This is a genomic window from Ralstonia sp. 25C, assembly GCF_051904805.1.
Classification (GTDB): domain Bacteria; phylum Pseudomonadota; class Gammaproteobacteria; order Burkholderiales; family Burkholderiaceae; genus Ralstonia.
Genome location: NZ_CP196738.1, coordinates 1,449,142 through 1,466,107, shown reverse-complemented (window position 1 = coordinate 1,466,107; position 16,966 = coordinate 1,449,142). Strand labels below are relative to the sequence as shown.

The window sequence follows — 16,966 nt, the reverse complement described above, 5'->3', positions numbered from 1 at the left end:
GGCCGATTGGGCCTGTCAGTTTTTTGTGTGCAGGCAACTCAAGGCTTACCGTCAGGCTGGCCTAAGAATCAAATCTCGGAGAGGCCCGCCGATTGCAATGAAACTGCCCGCGTGGGCACTCGCGACATTCCCATTGCTGACCATCTGAACGCCGACAACCTGGAAGGAACTCGATGTAGGAAACCCATAGACGGCATCGGCCGTGCCCAATGACAATGTGCTCATCGGTGTGCACGCTACCGTGTAGACCGCGTTTGGAAACGCGATTGGAAAATTGACGGTAACGGCACCACTTCCGCTTGTGTTGTACATCCCCCACTGGACAATCAGACCGCTTGGCAATTTCTGGTAGCCATTGCCAGAGAGAAATGCGGAAAAGCCTACCGTCTTGTCGATAACAGCGGTGCCCTGCGCCTCCCATACCGCCGCGCCTTCTGAGATGAAGGTAACGTGCCCCGTTGTTGCAATAGGAAGCGTCTTCGATGAACCATAGCCTGCGGCAATAGCGTCGGCACCGGTCGCCACAAACGTTGGTAGAAGCCCAGCCTGGAAGATAAAGAAGCTGACGGTTGTACCTGCAGGAACCGAACTCGCCAATGGCAGTGTTACCGTAAGGGGGCTCGACCCGTTGATCACCAGCATCTTTCCCATATCGGCTGGTCCGATCGTGCGAGACGTAGACACCTGCCCAACGTCAGAGAATTGCATTCCCGCCGACCGCACAAACGCCGTCGTAGCCAACTTAGTACTGCTATCAAACTGCGCCGGCGTCACCCCCGTCGTCAGGGTCTGCCCGGCACTCACCCATCCATTCACCCCGTTTGACACAAACTGCACCGCCTCACCGGGATTCAACGCGAGGCTGTTGGCACTGCTGCCCTGCCCAAACGCGAGCGTATCGGTGCCGTTGCGCGTGACGGTGGTCGAGCCGCTGGACTGCATGTAGGTCACGCAGATGCTCGTGCCATTCGGGCAGTTGGCTGCGGGCGGCAGCGTGATGGTCTGGCCCGTGGCGGTGACGTTCACCAGTGCGCCGAGCGCCGCCGTGGTGAGCGTGCTGGATGTGGCGACGTTCTGGATGCTGGAGTAACGCTCGCCGATGGCAGCCAGGAAACCGCCCGTCGGTGCTGTGGGCGCATTCGGATAGGCGGTGATATTGGCTGCCGTGATCGTGCTCTGCCCATTGGCCACGGTGATGATGGCGAGGCCAACGTAGCCCGCCGTCACCGCTGGCGTCGTCTGCGTGCCAGTGGCGGCAGCGGTGCCCGCGACGAGTTGCAAGGACACCTGCCCCGCACGCGTGGTCGGCTGCGCGTTGCCACTGCCGCCCGGTCCGTTGAACGCCTGCGACGGATTCGCGCTGTTGTAGTACGGCAGCACGACGTTGTTGATGTCGTTCTCCAGGTATGCGGCCTGGATCAGGTAGTTCTGGCTGTAGCCGGCCGTGGCTGGCGCCGAGAGGATGAACGACTGCGCGTCCATGAGGATGCCCTGCTTGAGCAGGCTATGCGTGGTGTCGGCTGGCAGCGCGCTGTACGCGGTGCCATCCACATTGGCGAGCTGATAGATCTGCCCGGGGTTGACGGTCACGCTCATCGATGCGGGCGTGGTCGGCACGCAGCCCAGGCCCGAGACGACGGTGGACGTGCCGAACAAGTCCGCGCTCAACTTGGCCAGCGCGATCATGGTCTGCCGGTTGGTGTTGAGCAGGTCCGTGGTTTGCGGCACCTGGCCGCTGTAGACAATCTGACGATCCAAGACTGTTCTCCAAAAGAAAAAGCCCGGCGGGTTGCCGGGCTGTCGGTGGTGAGGAAAGCGCGTGGGCGCGCCTACGAACTGATACGCGTCCAGATGATGGAAGCGGCGGGCCGTACCGATTCGATGGCGGCGTAGATGTCGGCGTCGGACACGGTGTTGCTGCTCATCGAAGGGTTGACGTATTCGCCTTGCGACGGTGTGCTGTAGCCGGTCGTGACGGTGCTGTAGCCGGCCACGTTGGGGATGCCGCTGCCCAGCGGACGATACGCCTGCACGAACGCCTGGTACGTCAGCGAGACCTGCCCGTACGCACCGGCCATGCCGTAACCGCAGTTCGGCGCATCGTAGGCGCCGCAGTCTGCGGGGCGGCTGGGTTCGATGATGGTGGGCGCGCGTCCGGTCAGGTCCGTCAGCACGCGGATGATGGCGTTGCGTGTGCCGCGTTCGCGAAACAGGTTGGCGACGATGTTGGCGCGGAACGATGCGTCGGACTGTCCCGTCTTGCGCCGGATCGACAGGCCGAAAAAGTCCGCCGCGATCATGTCGAGCCAGCCATCGGTGGCGGTCAGGATGCGTGTCTGCTGCTTCGCATAGGCATACAGGCCGTAGACGTAGGCACCGCTGTACGCAAGGCCCTGCAGCAATCCGTTGAGGATGGGCGACTGCGCCACATCACCAAACCAACGCGGCAGATACCCACGGATGCGCGCGAAGATGTCTTGTTGGTCACCGGTTGCCATTACGTCACCGTGATGGAGTTGGCTGTAGTTTTGATGACTTGCAGGCTCGTGGCAGGCAAGTCTGCTGTGCTGCCGTTGAGCAACGCGCTCGTGACGTTGGTCACCGCCGGTGACGCGTCATACGCCACCTGCGCCAACCGCGAATACGCCAACGGCGTGCCCAGCGGCAAGCTGTTGATGTAGTTCAGCAACGCCGCCTGCACCTGCGCGGCGATGGTCTGATGCGTGTAGCCCGCAGCGGTCGCGATGCTCATGGAGACCGTCGCGTTGACGACGACCGGCCCATACACATAGAACGTGCTGGTCACCGGGCGCACGGCATCCACGGCGTTGCTCACGCTGGCAAGCAGCGTTGACGTGGGCGAACCCGTACCGTCATCCACGATCACGATGAACGTGCCGTTCTGCGGCAGGCCGGCGTAGGTCTGGTTCTCCAGGATCACGTACGTCAAGCCCTGCTTGACGCTTGCGATGGCGGAGCCGATGGCCGTCTTGGTGGCTTTCGACAAGCTCGCCACGTAGGCGATGAAGCGCGAGCGGAACGCTGTGTCAGGCTCGGCATCCGCGCCGTTCACGAACGTGGCCGCGTTGCTGACGGTATCCACACCGGAGATCGCACCGACGATGGTGGATACCGCCCCCGCCACCGCATTGCCCGCTGCACCGGGCGTCACAGCCTGCACCGGCACGATCACGCTGGCCGTGCCGGCGGCAATGACATAGCCGCCGAGCGTGGCGCTGTAGGCCGGGTTGGTCGTATCCACCACCACGTTGAACTGCTGCGTGCCGTCGCCCGTCTGGACCACGGCCGTAAGCGGCACCAGCACCTGCTGCGTGACCGTAAAGCGCGAGAACGTCACGCTGCCCGTGGCCGGCACAGCGGCCAGGCGTGTCAAACCGAAATCGGCCATCCACGAATCGAGGTCGGCCCCGCTGGAAGTGGAGGCGCGCGTAATGGCCATGACTTGCAGGATCAAACCCTGCAGCCACACGGTGACCGCCGCGTTGGCCTCGACGACGGCGCGCAGCACCGACCCGACAGTCAAGTCGACCAGCACCTTGGCATAGCCTTGGATGGCCGCCACCTGGTTGCGCACGAGCGTCACCCAGTCTTGCGTCTGAATGGACATATGGATCACTTGCTCACATTGAATTGAAGGGACACCGGCTCGCGCGTAATCGCGCTGCTGTACAAGATGCGCACGCTTACGCCGCCGGTGATGGCCGCCACATCCACCTGCGGCTCAGGGCTTTGCGCGACGCCCGCCTCTTGCAGGATCTGCGAACGGATCAGCCCACGCAGCGCGGGCACGTCGAGCGTCTCGCCGATCTTCTGCGGCAGGCCCGCGCCGTAGTCGGTGTGGAAGATGTAGTCGCCGGGGTTGGTGACAAGGCGCCGCACGATGCGCTGCTGCGTACGCAGGTCCGCGCTGGCAAGGCCCAGATCGCCGGTGGGCGACACCGCAATGTCGCCGCCCACCCAGTGGTTCACGTCGTTCAGAAGTTGCTGCGTCATGCCACGCCCCCTGTGTTGCTGGACCCGGACTGCACACCGGTATGGCGATGCGTGTCGTCAATCCGATGGCCGTTGGCCGACACCTGACCGCTGAACTGCGTGTTGCCGCTGATGCTCATCGAGTTGCCCGAGCCGTTGTTGCCCGACACCGCCATGCCCGCTTGGCCCGTGATGGTTTGTGTGACCACCAGCGTGCCGTCGATCTGCACCGGCCCCGTGTGGTTCCACTGCGGCGCCTGGCTGGTGAGCGTGCCCGCGCTGATGAGCGTGACCGTGCCGTCGTTGTGGAACTGCAGCTTGGAGCCCGATGCATGCGTCAGAAAGAACTCGCCCGACTGCGCACCGGTGGGCCGCGCCTGATCGCTGAACAGGCGCGCGCAGATGACGCCGTTCTCGATGTCGCCGCCCAGGAATTGCACCTCCACCTGATCGCCCGGGCTGACCGGCGCATCGATGCCCCAGCCATTGCCGACCCAGGCAGTGGCAACAGGCATCCAGCCGGTCAGCGAGCGCTCCGGGTCGGCGGTGTCTTCAGGTTGGAGGCGCACGCGCGCAGAGGCCGTGCCAGGGTCGTAGCTGGTGACGATGCCCATGCGGTTCTCCGCGCGGCTGGACTGCGCCATCATCGCGGCGAGCACCATCTGGTTGCGAAGCTGTTGAATCATTGGCTCGTGTCCTTGTTGATGTTCTTGGCCGACACCTCCATCACGTAGCCCTCGCTCAGGCTCATGCTGCGGGTGATGCTGTCGATCAGGTAGCCCTGGTCGAAGTTGGTGCCGGTGCCGGTCAGGCTGACGATGTCAGTGGGTGTGAGCAGGTGGTCAGCAGGCAAGCGCGCACGCAGCTTCATTTCGTGCTGCGCGACCTCATCAAACTTCTGTTTGGCCAAGCGCTTGACGCCGGCTTGGTCGAGCCCGTTGCGCTCAACGGTGTGTGTCGGCTTTTGGCCTTTGCCACCCCCAGGCGCATTGCTGTAGCGGGCCGTGAACTTCTTGCCTTGCTTCGCATTCCACGAGCGCGCTTCCACCGTCACGCCCTTGGCAACCGTCAGGTCGCGCGATAGTTGCAGGCTCGACACGTTGGCGGCCGGATTGCCGTTCTCGTCGCGTGCCCATCGCAACTCGTAGGGCAATGCGGGCCCTTGCAGGCGCGGCGCGAAGTAGAGCGTCTTGCCACTTACGTAGCAGAGGAAGTCCTCTTCGCGCGCCAACGCGGCAAGCAGGTCCCACTCGGTGCGTTGCGCCGTCAGGCTGACGCTATCGTGCGCGTAGGTCTTGCCGATCAGCCGCTTCGTCTCCGGGCCCTCAGCTTGCAGACCGTGTGCGTCAGCCAGCTTTTTCGCAACCTGCGACGCGGTCATGTTCTGAAACTGCAACGTCACCTGCGCGTCGATAAACAACGCGGTCAGGTCCCGGCCGCTCAGCGTGAGCTGCGCGGAGACCGGGTCCAGCTCGACACTATCCACACGGCCATAGATCAGGCTTTGCAGCGTGGTCTCGTCATACTGCAGCGGATTCGGCGGAAAGCCGGCAAAGATCTCCACCTCCAGCGCAAGCTGGCTAGAAAACCAGTTCGCATCGCGATCGGGCGGCAACGCACTCGCCGCCAGCGTGATCTGGAACGTATCCGCCTGCTCATACGAGTTGCTCAGGACCGACCAGCTCACACACGCGGGCACACGTTCGCCGCCCACCTTCACGATCGTGCGGGGCTGCCGCACATCGGGTATCACGGGTAGCTTGTTCAGGCTCATAAGAAAAAAAAGCCCCGCGTGGCGGGGCTGTCCGGTTGATGAGAACGCGCGCTATGCGCTATGGATTCGGCAAACCACCGGCCGTGTCTTTGTGGGGCGGCACGATCAGGGTTTTGACGCCTTGTACCAGCGGGTCCCATAGCAGCTCGGGGTTCGCCTTGGCGAGGCTCGTCCATGCCATCGCGTCGTCGTACTCCTTGGCGGCGAGCTTCATCAGGTCACCACCGGCCGTCACCACATGCTTGGCGCTCTTGTAGACGGACGCGATATTCGTCTGCATGCGGCCCGCAACGCGATCGAGCTGAACCAGCACGGGCAAGCTCAGCGCCGAGTTGATCTGGCCATTGAGCTTCGCCACCTGCTGCGCCAACGGATTGTTCGGCAGGATGCCGCCCAGCGTGGCCACCTTCATCAGCTCGCTGTTGGCGGAGGCAACCAATGCCTGCGCACGGTCCCGCACGGCCGTCACCTTCTGCAGCACGTTGCTGAGCGTGGACTGCGCAGCGTTGGCAAAGCTCGCCACCGTGTCGATCGCCGCGTTGGCCGAGTCGATCAGGCTGGATAGCTTGCTGTCTCCAATGCTGCTCGCCATGTCGGTCATGGCGGCGGCGTCGCTCTTGACCAGGCCGTCAATGCCGGTACCTTCATCCGGCATCGTGTACTTGGACATGTCGCTCGACACCTCGCACGTGATCTTGTAGGGGATCTTGTATGCACGCTGGAAGTCCGCACGAAATTCGCGGATGACAACGATGTAGCAGATCTCGGACCACTGCAGCACCAGTTCCTTGCCGCTCACGCGCAGATCGTCCAGCTCGCGGGCGCGAGCGAGTGCTTCTGTACCGAGCAGCCAGCCAGACCACTCGACGGGCGCACAGAATGCCCCCATCGAGTCGATCACCCGCGTGCCACCCACCAGGTCATGCATGGCCAGCTTTTGCGTGCCGCCAAACGAGATGGTTTCGGGAATTTCCAGACCCTTGAATTGGAAATTCTGTCCGAGTTTGAGAGTGAAGTCGAGCATGGTTGATCAGAGTCCGGATGGCATGAGGTTCATGCCGGTGTTGAAGTTGCTGGCCCCTGTTTGGGGGCGAGCCAATTGGTTGTCGGCATGCTTCCACACCACCTGCCCGACAGCGCGGCCATCCATAATCACATCGCCTTTGAGAGCAACCGGCTTGGAATCTGCGGGCTTGACGGCGTTGCTGACAGGACCACGGTTATGCCCCTCATTCGAATAGGAGGCAGCGTTGTCTCGCGCAACTGAATCCGTATATGCATCCTTGAGCGCCTTGTCGATCTGACCAACAACACCTCCAAGATTGAATCGCTGCGCGAAGGCGCGAAGCTCCTCCGCTACGTTTTGTATGAACGTCCGGATGAAGGTGATCGGCATTGCCGCGATTCGGCTCAGCGCATCCCACGCCTCCTGGACTCCACCTTTGATCTTCTCGAAAATCGGCGCCACACCCTCCCAGAGCATCGCAACGACGGCTTTGATCCTGTCAAGAATCGGCTGCACACGCGCCACGATTGCTGCTGCAGCAGCCTTGCCCCGCTCGAAGAGCGATAGCAACTGTGCCCAAAGCCACTGGGCTCCCTGCTTCAACAGCTCGAAGGCGCCAAGCAATCTTGGCTTGATCTCGTTCCAGTTCTTGTAGATCAAGAAAGCGACGCCAGCAATGGCCGCTAGCGCTAACGTCACCGGCAACGTCATTGCGCCTATCACGCTCACTACTGCGCTCAGTGCTGCACTGATCGCTGCACGGAGCAATGCACCGAGTGCCGTGCTGATAACGGCACCCATCGTGTTCATCACCATGCCGATTACGGACATGGTCACAGGAAAAATCCCGCTCAGTGCACTGATTGCAGCTCCAAACTGCAAGACAACGCCTGCCCCCACTGCAGCGCCTGCCAACACGGCAGCCAATCCGAGAAAAACCTTGGTCAGTGTGGGATGCTCTTTCGCAAACTCCGTCACGCTCTGAAGCAACGCATTGAGCTTCTCCAAACCGGCAATCGCCACCGGCAGAATGTGTTCGCCTAGCGTCAGCTGAAGATTGGCAAGCTTGGCCTGATACTCCAGTTCCAAGGCCTGCATGCTCGGCTTTCCCGCACCAGACGTACTCATCGCGGTTCGAGGCGATGCGATCGACTTGGCGTAGTCATCCGACGTCGCCTTCCCATTCGTGGCGACGTAGGTCTGACGCATCGAGTCCAATACTTCCGTCACTCTCTGCGGGGCAATCAACCCGGTATTCGGGTTCGTGATGGCACCACTCAGCTGCTTGGTCTTCAGCGCTGACAGTGCGCTCTCTTCAAACTTGCCTCCAGCCTCAGCACCCATGACCGCCATGACGCCAGACTTGGCTTGCGCAAGTTGAGGCATCACCAGCTTCGCCTGGTCGAAGCTACCAAGCACCGCTGTTGTTTCACGCAAAAGCTTCAAATTGTCGAGGGACGATTGCCCCATGACGTTCAAGCTCTTGGCGAACTTGTCAGCCTGTGACGCCATCGCGTCACCCGGCATGATTTGGCTGAAACGCTGAAGCTCTGTCTGATACTGCTTGGCGGCATCCAGTGGCTCTTCAAACATCTTGAAGCCCTTGGCGCCGGCACCGGAAAGCACACCTCCGGCATCAATCATCTTGCCGATCTTCTCGAGATGTTTTTTCAGTGCGTCTGCATCCAGGTTGAGTCGGTTGAAATGCCCCGCCAGGGTCGCCAACCCACGCGAAACGTTATCCACCAACGCAATCTGTATCCCAATCTTGTAAGCATCGAGGCTCATAGGAATCCTTTATCTGTTGAGGCCACCGATCTCACCTGTGCGCGTTTGCGGTGGACACAATCGGGCGGCCCTCCAGCGCTGCCGTCACCGCATCGCCCACGCTCTTTTGCAACGCATCGGCGTGCTCGTGCGCCACCACACCCAGAAACGGATGCGGCGGCGTCTGCGCACTGCCGAGCTCCTGAACGACAGCCTGTGCGGCGTTGGAGCCGATGGCCGCCTCCAACCCCTTGACCGTGTGGCCGATGGAATCGCGCAGCGCATTCACGCGCGCCGCCTCGGTGATGCCGGCGGCCGCTGCGCTTTCCACGGCTTTGGCGCGGGCCGCCAGTTCCATTGCCGCTGCGGCTGCGGCCAGCCCCTGCGACAAGGCCTCCGGCACCCGCGCCTCCAGCTCGGTCAGGCGACGCGCCATCTCTGCCAGCGAGAGGTTCATTCGCGCTCCTTGAAAGACATCGTCTTCAGGTCGAACTCCGCGCCGTGGAATTCGCTGCATTTGATGGCCATCGCCTGCCGCATGGTGTCGTCCAGTGAAAACGCCACGTCGAACGGAACACCGTTATGCACGAGCCACATCGCCTCGTGAAACGGGCCGTTCGTCAGGAGTTTTTTAGCTCGGACTCCGACGTGGCAACGTTGATGAAGCTGGCCGCCACACCACGCTGCGCGGCTTCGTTACCCTCTTCGCCCAGGCGTTGATACAGCGCGCGCAGCTGGGCTTCGGAGGCCGGCGTCGGCACCGGCTCGCCATCAATGGCGGACACGAACTTCAGGTGCGCCACCTCGGCCAGGTAGAGCATGTTCAGCTCGCTGCCGCCAGCGGCCTTGGCAAAGTCCAGGTTGGCCAGCGGGCCCGGTTTGCGCAGCGTGATCTTGCGACCGAGCGCATCGTCCACCACCACCTCTTTCACAGCGGACTTGATGAGTTGTTCGGAGGGTTTGATCGGCGTAATGGTCACGTTGGTCACGTTGGTCACGTTGGTCATCAGGACACCTTGATGCGGCGCGAGGCCACGAAGTTGACGGATTGCTTGATGGTGGCGTCGCCCGCGCGGTTGCCGGCATCGGCCAGCGTCATGAGCACGCCGTCGTAGCGGAACTGCGAAACCGAGCCATTCGCTTCCTGGATCGTTTCGTAGATCTGCGCAGGCGCTTCGTTCACGCCAGCGTAGTAGCCCGCTTCGAGTTGGGCGAAGTAGTTGTCGAGCGTTGCATCCTGGCGCTCCACATCGAACGAGCCCGACCAGCCGTCGAAGAAGCGGATGTGGTCGGTGATGCCATCCAGGCGCTTGACGCGCACGTCGGTCACATCCTGCTTGCTCTTGAAAGCGGTGATCTTGTTCGGTTGCAGCGTGCCGTTTGCAGTCTGGATGACCAGCGTGTAGTCACGACCGACGGAGTAGCCTTGAATCGGCATATCGTTCTCCAAGAAAAGATGAAAATGGCCCCGCGCCATGTGGGGCCAGAAGGTTGATTGACAGGTGTGAGTGGATTACTGGTTTGCCGTCGACGTGCGGATCACCGTGGCCTGCGAGCCTTCCACGTTCACCAGGAACTTCTCGATGACCGACAGGTAGACCACCTTCACGTCGGCTTGCATGTAACCCAGCGCGACACGGTTCATCGGGTTGTTGTTGGCATCGATCTGCACAGAGAACGCCGGCCCGCCATTGACCGCGCCGATCATCCCCTGCTGCTCCATCGAGCTGAGGAAGTTCGACAGAGTGGCCGCCGCTTGCGCACGCACCGTGGCCGACTGCAGCTGACCGACGTACTTGCCCATGCCCGCATTGATCGTGCTGGCGATGTAGTTGGTCATGCGCGTGTAGTTGTCGCCCTGCGTGAGCGCGTTCGAGCTGGTGTTGTGGCCCGCGCGGCAACCGAAGTACGCACCGCCCGGCACCGGGTTGGTGACCACGTCGATGCCCGCTTGAATCAGCGCCTGCAACTCAGCCGAGCTGTAGCTCTGGTTGGCGAACGTCTTCTGCGTGCCGACCACGCCGTAGATCGGCTTGTTCAGGCTGCTGTTCTGCGGCGACAGGTTGGCCAGCAAGCCCGCCACAAAGCCCTGCGGCGACACCAGGCGCGTCACACCGTTCACGGTGTCGAGCCAGTACACCCAATCGCCAAACAGCAGCTTGAAGGCGTACGAGTCGATGCCGGCGGTGCTCTTGGCCGTCACGGCGTTGGCGATGGTGTCACCGCTCGGGCCCACGCCGATCATGTAGATGCCTTCCGACAAGCCGAACGCCACTTGCGTCGGCCAGGTCGTTGCATCCGCGCAGTCGGCCAGCATGGCGATCGACACGCCCTGGTTGCGTAGCGCATACATGCCCTTGCGCGGCACGGTGTCCTGACCGAGCAGCACCGAGCCGGTAATGGTGGCCGCGCCATCGGTACCGCCCGCCAGTTGCAGCGTGGCGGCCGTCGGTGCTGTAGTGCTGGCGCCTGCGGTGGCAGTGATGATCTGCGAGGCGCCGCGCATCACGCTCACGCCGTTGTTGATGGCGTTGGCAATTGCCACCCACAGCGCATTGCCAGTCTGGCCGGCACCGATGTTGTCGAACACTTCCGGCGACAGCGTGGGCGCAGCCACGGTCACCTTCCACGTGTTGGCGGCCGAACCTGCCGACAGCGCCACCGTGACGGTGTTGCCCAGCGAGCCCGTGTACTTGGCGGTGAAGGTAACGCCGTTGGTCTGCGCGACCACCGTGGCGGCGGTGTCAGTGCCATCGGTCACGCGCACGCAGCGGAAGTTGTTGGCGCCCTGCTGCACCGCCACGGCCACAGCGGTGCCCATGTCGTAGGTGCGGTTCTGGATCGCACCGAACGTCTGCGCGTACATGGCCATGTTGCCAATCAGCGTCGGCGAGTTGACGGGGCCCCAGGTGGCCGTGCCGACCACGCCGAGCACGTTGGTGGGAACGCCATTGAGCAGGGTGACCTGCGGCGGAACAATCTGGACGTACAGGTCCGGAACGATGAGTGCAGTGGTATTAATGCTGCCCTGCTGGACGATCGGCATGCGTGCCTCCGAGTGAGAAAAACAAAAGGCCGCACAGGGGCGGCCGGACATAAAAAAACCGCCCGAATAAAAACGGGCGGCACGGGTTGGTTGACTTCGACTGCAATACGGCCACGACTGCGCTACTGCACGATGGTGCGAACAGGAAACTGCGCTGCCATTGATGCGCCGGCCGTTACGCTCTCGACGCCGGTCGCAATCTGGTACGCCGTGTCGGTCACGATGGTCGCGTACTCGACGGCATAGCGCAGGTCACGCCGGTAGATGCCATTGGTCAGGTCGTCATGTTGATGGCCGCGCTTGTAGCGCAACGCCGCGCCCTGGTCGGGCAACGTCAATCGCACGATGCCCGAGAGCACCGCATCGACCTTGCCCGCGATCAGGTCACGCGGCGCAGCACTGTTCGCCCACGTGGCGATGAGGAACGTGCGCTCCTGCCGGCGGGTCTCGCGCTGCACGGTGCCGACACCACCTACGCGCGGCGAAATGTAGGTCGCGTTGGGAATGGTGAGCGACGCGCCTGCAGCGGTGGCGGGTTGATCCACCGCCACGAGCGCAGCCAGCGCCGTTGCAATGCTGGCTGGCGTATCGCTGCCCTGCACCGCATAAACGTACGCACGCCCATCGACGAGTAGCACCGCGTTCTGCGGCGTACTCACGGTGCCGTTCACCATGACCGTTTGCGCGCTCACACTCAGCGCCAGCGTGTTTGCAGGTGGCGTGGCCACAGTCCAATCTGAAAACGCTGTGCTCTTGTGCCGCTGGTGGCTGGTGCTCGGAAACACCGACACATGCGCCTTGCCAGCCTGCAGGTCGGTCTTCAGTTGCGTCATGTTGGGCCAACCGCTGTAGACCAGTACCGGGTTACCCGTGATCGACGGCTGGCTGGTCCCGTTCGGATAGACCACGCCCGAAACGAGCGTGACAAGTGCGTTGGAAACATCAGAGAGATCTGCCATAAGACAAGCGCCTTCATCGATGCACGCAGCAAGGCGCGATCGATCGAGTGAGTTGCATGAAGGAGTGTGATCACCTCGATCGAGTCGTCACCGTGCAGTGACATCGAGGCAAGTGTTGCGTGTGCATGAGCGAAGCAAGGCAACAAAAAAGCCCGCTGGGTGGCGGGCTGCATTTCATTGCGTTTGCGCTTCGTCTGGGTAAGTCAATGCACCCCGGTGGGGTGCATGTCTCGGTCTGAACCGGTTACGCCGCGAGGGCAATCGAACATCTGGGAAACAGAATACGAAGGGGATATGTTCTGTGCAAGCGGTGTGCGAAAAAAAATTCGAAAAATTTTTCAGGCGTACATCGGCGCTGCTGCAGCGGCCGCGCGCACGGCCTTCACCATCTGCACGCGTGCGGCTTCCGAATCGATGACGTGCGACATGATCGACTGCGCCTTCGCCAGGCGCACCTTCCAATGTTTGAGCGTGTGCGGCGACGCGCCGTACTTGCGCACAAGGATGCGGCACACCATCTCTGCTGGCATGCGGTGCACGTAGTGATACTGCAGCAAACGTTTCGCCACCGGGTCGGCAATCTTCTGCCAGGCGCGCTCTACCAGCCAGCCGTCATTCACATCGACGGTGATGATGGCTTGCGGCGCGCCGGTCCCGGCATCGCGCATGGCGACGGCCAAGCGCGCCCACGATGCGCAGTACTGCGGTTGCCAGCTCGGGTCGCGTACCACGCGGCTCCAGTTTTCCAAACGGTCTTCGATTCCCATGTTCTGCTTCCTTTTTTTTGTTCAGTGCTTATTGATGGCAGCTTATTGATGACAGAGTTCGGCACGCGTCACTCGCGCCGTGCGCTGTTGCTGTGTTCGTCGTATTCACCGCAGCCAGCGCAAAATCGGGACACTCACCTCTACTGCATAAGGCGCTCCGGCGCGGGCACCGCACGCACCGATTGCACCCAGCGGCCCGTGGCGCTGCACTTGCGTTCTTCGGCCAGTTCCAGCCGCTTGGCGGCAATCAATTCGCTGCGGCGTGCAGAGACGCTCGACTTTTCAATGCGCAGCGCCTGCGCAATTTCAGCAATCGTGGCGGTGCCGGAGCGGGCCACGTAGTCGGCAATGCGATCGCACTGCAGCTTGGCGGTTGACGTGGTGCGGCCACGTCGGAAGACATCCATCGAAGTTTGGGCAACGGTCATCGGAAGAGACTCCAGTCGCGCGGCAAGATGCGCGCGGATTGAACGAGATTCGGATCGATCGGCTCGGCAGTCCCCGGGGGAGTAGTGGGAGGAGCGGACGGGGCGGGAAGGTTGGCCGATGGGTTGTAATTTAGATGATTCTAAACTACAGTGTCAAGATGTTTCTAAACCACACGTTAGAAGTTTCTTGCTCTAATGCGCCCCATGGACATCTACGACAACCGCCGCCAGTGGCTGACCTACTGGATCCAAACCCTCGTCAACGGTGACCGCTCGGAGTTCGAGCGTCAGTACGGCTACTCGCGCTCGCAGGTGGCGCAGTTCCTGTCGCGCACCTATCAGGACGGCCGCAGCATTGGCGACATCGCCGCGCGCCGGCTGGAGAAGAAGCTGGGGTTTGCCGATCGGATCATGGACACGCCGTTCTCCGATGCCGCGGCACAAGCGTCCGGCGGCAGCGCGGGCGATGTCGTTCGCACGGCTGCCAGCGCGCCGGCGCACAGCAAGGGCTTTCCGGCGCGGCCCATCACCACGTACGACAGCCTGGACGAGTTGCCGACCGAGACCACCATCCTCATCACCCATGTTGACGTAGCGCTTTCCGCCGGCAACGGCCGCGAAACATGGCACGTGGAAGAGAAGGAGCCACTGCCATTCCAGGCCGATTACGTGCGCCGGCTAGACGCCAGCCCCAAGCACCTGGTGGCCGTGAAGGTGCGTGGCGACAGCATGGAACCGCGCCTGTTTGACGACGATACGGTGGTCGTCGACAAGGCGGACCGGCGCATCCCCACGGGCGGCGGCGTGTTTGCGTTGGTGTATTGCGGCGAGATGCTGGTGAAGCGGTTGTTCCGCCTGCCCGACGGCTCGATCCGCGTGGTGAGCGACAACAAGGAAAAGCACGACCCGTTCATCGTCCCGCCCGAGCAACTCGAGCACATCGATATCGTGGGCCGGGTGAAGTACCGGTCGGGGATGGGCGACTTCTAAGCGCTGCCTGCGCCCACATATATGGAGACCCCGCTACGGCGGGTTTTTCTTTGCGCCCGCAACGTTCTAAACGCTAATAGTTAGATTTTTCTTGACATTGTCTTTAGAAACATCTAACATGTGGGTCTGTCTGGCGCGCATTGGGCGCACCAGCAACCAACGCAAACGGAATGACTGAGACTGAAACACTGAACCGCATTCTTGAAGCCACGCGCAAGGCGTGGAACCTCCCAGCCTTTCAATGCAGCGCTTTGCCCCACCTCACAACGACCGCTGCATCAACAAACAATCCAGCCAGCGGTCAAACTTGTAGCCGACCTTCTCCAGCACGCCCACCTCGCGAAAACCGCAGCGCGCGTGCAACTTGGCCGAGCCCGGGTTCTCATACCCGCCGCCCACCACCGCCACCATCTGCTTGAAGCCGCGCGCCTGGCATTCGCGGATGAGCGCTTGCAGCAGCATGGTGCCGACGCCACGCCCCTGTGCAGCGGTATCCAGATAGATTGAGTCTTCCACCGTGTTGCGATACGCGGGCCGCGCACGGTGCGGGCCGGCATAGGCATAACCGAGCAGCTTGCCGTCGGCTTCAGCCACCACGTAGGGCATGCCGGCGTCTTGCAGGGTTTGAAAGCGACGCGTCATCTCAGCCAGATCAGGCGGCTCGGTTTCGAAACTGGCGGTGCCGGTGCGCACATGGTGCGTGTAGATGGCGACAATGGCCGGCAGGTCAGCCAGTGTGGCGGGGCGAATGCCGATGGCACCCGCGTCGCGCTTGGAAACGGAAACGTCGGTGGGCATTGCGGAAGACATGGCAAGGAACACGGATAAGAAAACCCTATTGTCACGCCAATCCCACATGATGCGCACGTCACCCCCAGCGACACGCTGGCATGGGTATCGGGCGACGCGGGAATGCGGTAACTTGGCAGACGCATTTGCGCCCCGCCCCATCGCCCCGTCATGCACGATCTATTTCCCCTGCTCGCCGAATACGGTGCGTTTGCCGTCTTCCTGAATGTGCTGCTGACGCAAGCCGGCGCACCGCTGCCCGCCGTGCCGACATTGCTGGTGGGTGGCGCGCTCACGCTGAGCGGTCCGCTGTATTTCATGGAATTGCTGCCCGCGGCCATCACCGGTGCGCTCATCGGTGACGGCCTGTGGTATCTGGCCGGCAAGCGCTATGGCCGGCACGTGATGGCGCTGCTGTGCCGGGTGTCGCTGTCGCCGGATTCCTGCGTGCGGCGCACCCGCACCCAGTTCGAGCGTTGGGGTGCACCGCTGCTGCTAATTTCCAAATTCGTTCCGGGGTTGTCGACGGTGTCTTCAGCGTTGCTGGGGACCATGCGCACGCCGTTCAGCACGTTCGTCTTGTACAACCTGGGCGGTTCAGCGCTGTGGGCGGCGATCTGGCTGATGCTCGGGCGCATGGCGCACGACGGCATCGATCAGGCGCTGCGCCAGCTTGACGAACTCGGCACGCGCGCCGTCGCCCTGATCGCGCTACTGGCAGCGGTGTATGTGGCCGCGCGCTGGCTGCAGCGCTGGCGCTTTCGCAAGATGCTGGAGATGGTGCGCATCTCGCCCGATGAGTTGCATGCGCTGATCGAATCGGGCGCAGCGCCGGTCATCATCGACGTGCGGGCGGACAGCTCGCGCCAAGTGCAGCCGCAACGCATTCCTGGCGCGGTGCTGTACGACATGTCCAGCAAGGGCAAGGACAGCGCGCTCGACATCGACGGCCCCGACCGCGAGATCATCATCTACTGCGCCTGCCCCAACGAGGCATCCGCCGTGATGGTGGCGCGCACGCTGGTGAGCCGCGGCTTCAAGCGCGTGCGTCCGCTGCATGGCGGTATCGATGCGTGGGTCGCGCGCGGCTATGGTGTGGAACACGTGGTACCGGTGTCGCCGGCCACGCTGCAAGCCGCCGAGGCACGCGCCTGAATTTGCGGCGCTCCAAAAACAAAAAGCGCACTTCTCAGTGCGCTTTCCCGTAAGTACGGCAAACATGCGGTGCGCCAGCCCCCCGGCTCGGACACGCCGCATCGGTCCGTTGGCATCCACCCGAAGGCGGATGTGGCGAAGTGATCCCCGTTTGATCCCGTCTTCGCCAGTCGGACTTGACCCCCTTGTTATTCATCACAACGTCGCCGCGTGCTGCATGCGGTTACGTTTGCGTTACTTCCCGTCCTTCTCGTTGCTTTCGTCGCCTTGCGGCTGGCCGTTATGACGGCAC

Annotated in this window: 19 protein-coding genes; 2 read left to right on the top strand and 17 right to left on the bottom strand. The window is 62.3% G+C overall.

Annotation, left to right across the window (positions count from 1 at the left end; genetic code table 11):
• Nucleotides 1-51: 51 nt before the first annotated feature.
• From ACS7SF_RS25050 to ACS7SF_RS24975, 16 genes are all read right to left on the bottom strand, one after another.
• Nucleotides 52-1,758, bottom strand: coding sequence for a gp53-like domain-containing protein (locus ACS7SF_RS25050; RefSeq protein ID WP_439893167.1), 1,707 nt, complete (start codon nt 1,756-1,758; stop codon nt 52-54).
• A 71-nt stretch (nt 1,759-1,829) separates the two neighbouring features.
• Nucleotides 1,830-2,498 carry a hypothetical protein gene (locus ACS7SF_RS25045; RefSeq protein ID WP_439893166.1) on the bottom strand — a complete coding sequence of 223 codons (669 nt, stop codon included), beginning with the start codon at nt 2,496-2,498 and terminating at the stop codon, nt 1,830-1,832.
• Nucleotides 2,498-3,628: a baseplate J/gp47 family protein gene (locus ACS7SF_RS25040; protein WP_439893165.1), complete on the bottom strand. Its 1,131-nt coding sequence runs from the start codon at nt 3,626-3,628 to the stop codon at nt 2,498-2,500. The genes ACS7SF_RS25045 and ACS7SF_RS25040 overlap by 1 nt, the downstream gene beginning before the upstream one ends.
• Before the next feature lie 5 nt (nt 3,629-3,633).
• Nucleotides 3,634-4,014 (bottom strand): phage tail protein, encoded by a 381-nt coding sequence (locus ACS7SF_RS25035; protein ID WP_439893164.1) that lies wholly within the window; start codon nt 4,012-4,014, stop codon nt 3,634-3,636.
• Complete coding sequence (locus tag ACS7SF_RS25030; protein WP_439893163.1) at nt 4,011-4,679, bottom strand: phage baseplate assembly protein V; 669 nt, start codon at nt 4,677-4,679, stop codon at nt 4,011-4,013. The genes ACS7SF_RS25035 and ACS7SF_RS25030 overlap by 4 nt, the downstream gene beginning before the upstream one ends.
• Nucleotides 4,676-5,767 (bottom strand): phage late control D family protein, encoded by a 1,092-nt coding sequence (locus ACS7SF_RS25025; protein WP_439893162.1) that lies wholly within the window; start codon nt 5,765-5,767, stop codon nt 4,676-4,678. Before ACS7SF_RS25025 ends, ACS7SF_RS25030 begins: the two co-directional genes overlap by 4 nt.
• A gap of 58 nt (nt 5,768-5,825) precedes the next feature.
• Complete coding sequence (locus ACS7SF_RS25020; protein ID WP_439893161.1) at nt 5,826-6,791, bottom strand: hypothetical protein; 966 nt, start codon at nt 6,789-6,791, stop codon at nt 5,826-5,828.
• A gap of 6 nt (nt 6,792-6,797) precedes the next feature.
• Nucleotides 6,798-8,561 (bottom strand): hypothetical protein, encoded by a 1,764-nt coding sequence (locus tag ACS7SF_RS25015; RefSeq protein ID WP_439893160.1) that lies wholly within the window; start codon nt 8,559-8,561, stop codon nt 6,798-6,800.
• A 31-nt stretch (nt 8,562-8,592) separates the two neighbouring features.
• A complete protein-coding gene (locus tag ACS7SF_RS25010; RefSeq protein WP_439893159.1) occupies nt 8,593-8,997 on the bottom strand; it encodes a hypothetical protein in 405 nt (134 codons plus the stop codon).
• Nucleotides 8,994-9,128: a hypothetical protein gene (locus tag ACS7SF_RS25005; protein ID WP_260803557.1), complete on the bottom strand. Its 135-nt coding sequence runs from the start codon at nt 9,126-9,128 to the stop codon at nt 8,994-8,996. The genes ACS7SF_RS25010 and ACS7SF_RS25005 overlap by 4 nt, the downstream gene beginning before the upstream one ends.
• A gap of 32 nt (nt 9,129-9,160) precedes the next feature.
• On the bottom strand, nt 9,161-9,547 hold the full coding sequence (locus tag ACS7SF_RS25000; RefSeq protein ID WP_439893158.1) for a hypothetical protein: 387 nt from the start codon (nt 9,545-9,547) through the stop codon (nt 9,161-9,163).
• Nucleotides 9,547-9,978 carry a hypothetical protein gene (locus tag ACS7SF_RS24995; protein ID WP_366170265.1) on the bottom strand — a complete coding sequence of 144 codons (432 nt, stop codon included), beginning with the start codon at nt 9,976-9,978 and terminating at the stop codon, nt 9,547-9,549. Before ACS7SF_RS24995 ends, ACS7SF_RS25000 begins: the two co-directional genes overlap by 1 nt.
• 75 nt (nt 9,979-10,053) lie before the next feature.
• Entirely contained in the window at nt 10,054-11,586 is a 1,533-nt protein-coding gene (locus ACS7SF_RS24990) for a phage tail protein (RefSeq protein ID WP_439893157.1), read from the bottom strand.
• A 122-nt stretch (nt 11,587-11,708) separates the two neighbouring features.
• Nucleotides 11,709-12,545 carry a hypothetical protein gene (locus ACS7SF_RS24985; RefSeq protein WP_439893156.1) on the bottom strand — a complete coding sequence of 279 codons (837 nt, stop codon included), beginning with the start codon at nt 12,543-12,545 and terminating at the stop codon, nt 11,709-11,711.
• A gap of 338 nt (nt 12,546-12,883) precedes the next feature.
• On the bottom strand, nt 12,884-13,312 hold the full coding sequence (locus ACS7SF_RS24980; protein WP_439893155.1) for a hypothetical protein: 429 nt from the start codon (nt 13,310-13,312) through the stop codon (nt 12,884-12,886).
• A gap of 140 nt (nt 13,313-13,452) precedes the next feature.
• Nucleotides 13,453-13,740: a MarR family transcriptional regulator gene (locus tag ACS7SF_RS24975; RefSeq protein WP_439893154.1), complete on the bottom strand. Its 288-nt coding sequence runs from the start codon at nt 13,738-13,740 to the stop codon at nt 13,453-13,455.
• Nucleotides 13,741-13,944: 204 nt separating this feature from the next.
• Between ACS7SF_RS24975 and ACS7SF_RS24970 the strand changes: the two genes are divergently transcribed.
• Nucleotides 13,945-14,730, top strand: coding sequence for a S24 family peptidase (locus tag ACS7SF_RS24970; RefSeq protein WP_426399052.1), 786 nt, complete (start codon nt 13,945-13,947; stop codon nt 14,728-14,730).
• Nucleotides 14,731-14,991: 261 nt separating this feature from the next.
• Here the strand turns inward: ACS7SF_RS24970 and ACS7SF_RS24965 are convergent, their stop codons facing one another.
• Nucleotides 14,992-15,540, bottom strand: coding sequence for a GNAT family N-acetyltransferase (locus ACS7SF_RS24965; RefSeq protein WP_439893153.1), 549 nt, complete (start codon nt 15,538-15,540; stop codon nt 14,992-14,994).
• A 150-nt stretch (nt 15,541-15,690) separates the two neighbouring features.
• Between ACS7SF_RS24965 and ACS7SF_RS24960 the strand changes: the two genes are divergently transcribed.
• Nucleotides 15,691-16,674 carry a DedA family protein/thiosulfate sulfurtransferase GlpE gene (locus ACS7SF_RS24960; RefSeq protein ID WP_439893152.1) on the top strand — a complete coding sequence of 328 codons (984 nt, stop codon included), beginning with the start codon at nt 15,691-15,693 and terminating at the stop codon, nt 16,672-16,674.
• Nucleotides 16,675-16,966 lie beyond the last annotated feature (292 nt).

Coding starts and splice junctions, on each gene's coding strand:
- ACS7SF_RS24985 (WP_439893156.1), bottom strand. CDS start 12,545: ATGGCAGATCTCTCTGATGTTTCCAACGCACTTGTCACGCTCGTTTCG.
- ACS7SF_RS24975 (WP_439893154.1), bottom strand. CDS start 13,740: ATGACCGTTGCCCAAACTTCGATGGATGTCTTCCGACGTGGCCGCACC.
- ACS7SF_RS24980 (WP_439893155.1), bottom strand. CDS start 13,312: ATGGGAATCGAAGACCGTTTGGAAAACTGGAGCCGCGTGGTACGCGAC.
- ACS7SF_RS25015 (WP_439893160.1), bottom strand. CDS start 8,561: ATGAGCCTCGATGCTTACAAGATTGGGATACAGATTGCGTTGGTGGAT.
- ACS7SF_RS25030 (WP_439893163.1), bottom strand. CDS start 4,679: ATGATTCAACAGCTTCGCAACCAGATGGTGCTCGCCGCGATGATGGCG.
- ACS7SF_RS25040 (WP_439893165.1), bottom strand. CDS start 3,628: ATGTCCATTCAGACGCAAGACTGGGTGACGCTCGTGCGCAACCAGGTG.
- ACS7SF_RS25010 (WP_439893159.1), bottom strand. CDS start 8,997: ATGAACCTCTCGCTGGCAGAGATGGCGCGTCGCCTGACCGAGCTGGAG.
- ACS7SF_RS24960 (WP_439893152.1), top strand. CDS start 15,691: ATGCACGATCTATTTCCCCTGCTCGCCGAATACGGTGCGTTTGCCGTC.
- ACS7SF_RS24995 (WP_366170265.1), bottom strand. CDS start 9,978: ATGCCGATTCAAGGCTACTCCGTCGGTCGTGACTACACGCTGGTCATC.
- ACS7SF_RS25045 (WP_439893166.1), bottom strand. CDS start 2,498: ATGGCAACCGGTGACCAACAAGACATCTTCGCGCGCATCCGTGGGTAT.
- ACS7SF_RS24990 (WP_439893157.1), bottom strand. CDS start 11,586: ATGCCGATCGTCCAGCAGGGCAGCATTAATACCACTGCACTCATCGTT.
- ACS7SF_RS25020 (WP_439893161.1), bottom strand. CDS start 6,791: ATGCTCGACTTCACTCTCAAACTCGGACAGAATTTCCAATTCAAGGGT.
- ACS7SF_RS24965 (WP_439893153.1), bottom strand. CDS start 15,540: ATGTCTTCCGCAATGCCCACCGACGTTTCCGTTTCCAAGCGCGACGCG.
- ACS7SF_RS25000 (WP_439893158.1), bottom strand. CDS start 9,547: ATGACCAACGTGACCAACGTGACCAACGTGACCATTACGCCGATCAAA.
- ACS7SF_RS25025 (WP_439893162.1), bottom strand. CDS start 5,767: ATGAGCCTGAACAAGCTACCCGTGATACCCGATGTGCGGCAGCCCCGC.
- ACS7SF_RS25035 (WP_439893164.1), bottom strand. CDS start 4,014: ATGACGCAGCAACTTCTGAACGACGTGAACCACTGGGTGGGCGGCGAC.
- ACS7SF_RS24970 (WP_426399052.1), top strand. CDS start 13,945: ATGGACATCTACGACAACCGCCGCCAGTGGCTGACCTACTGGATCCAA.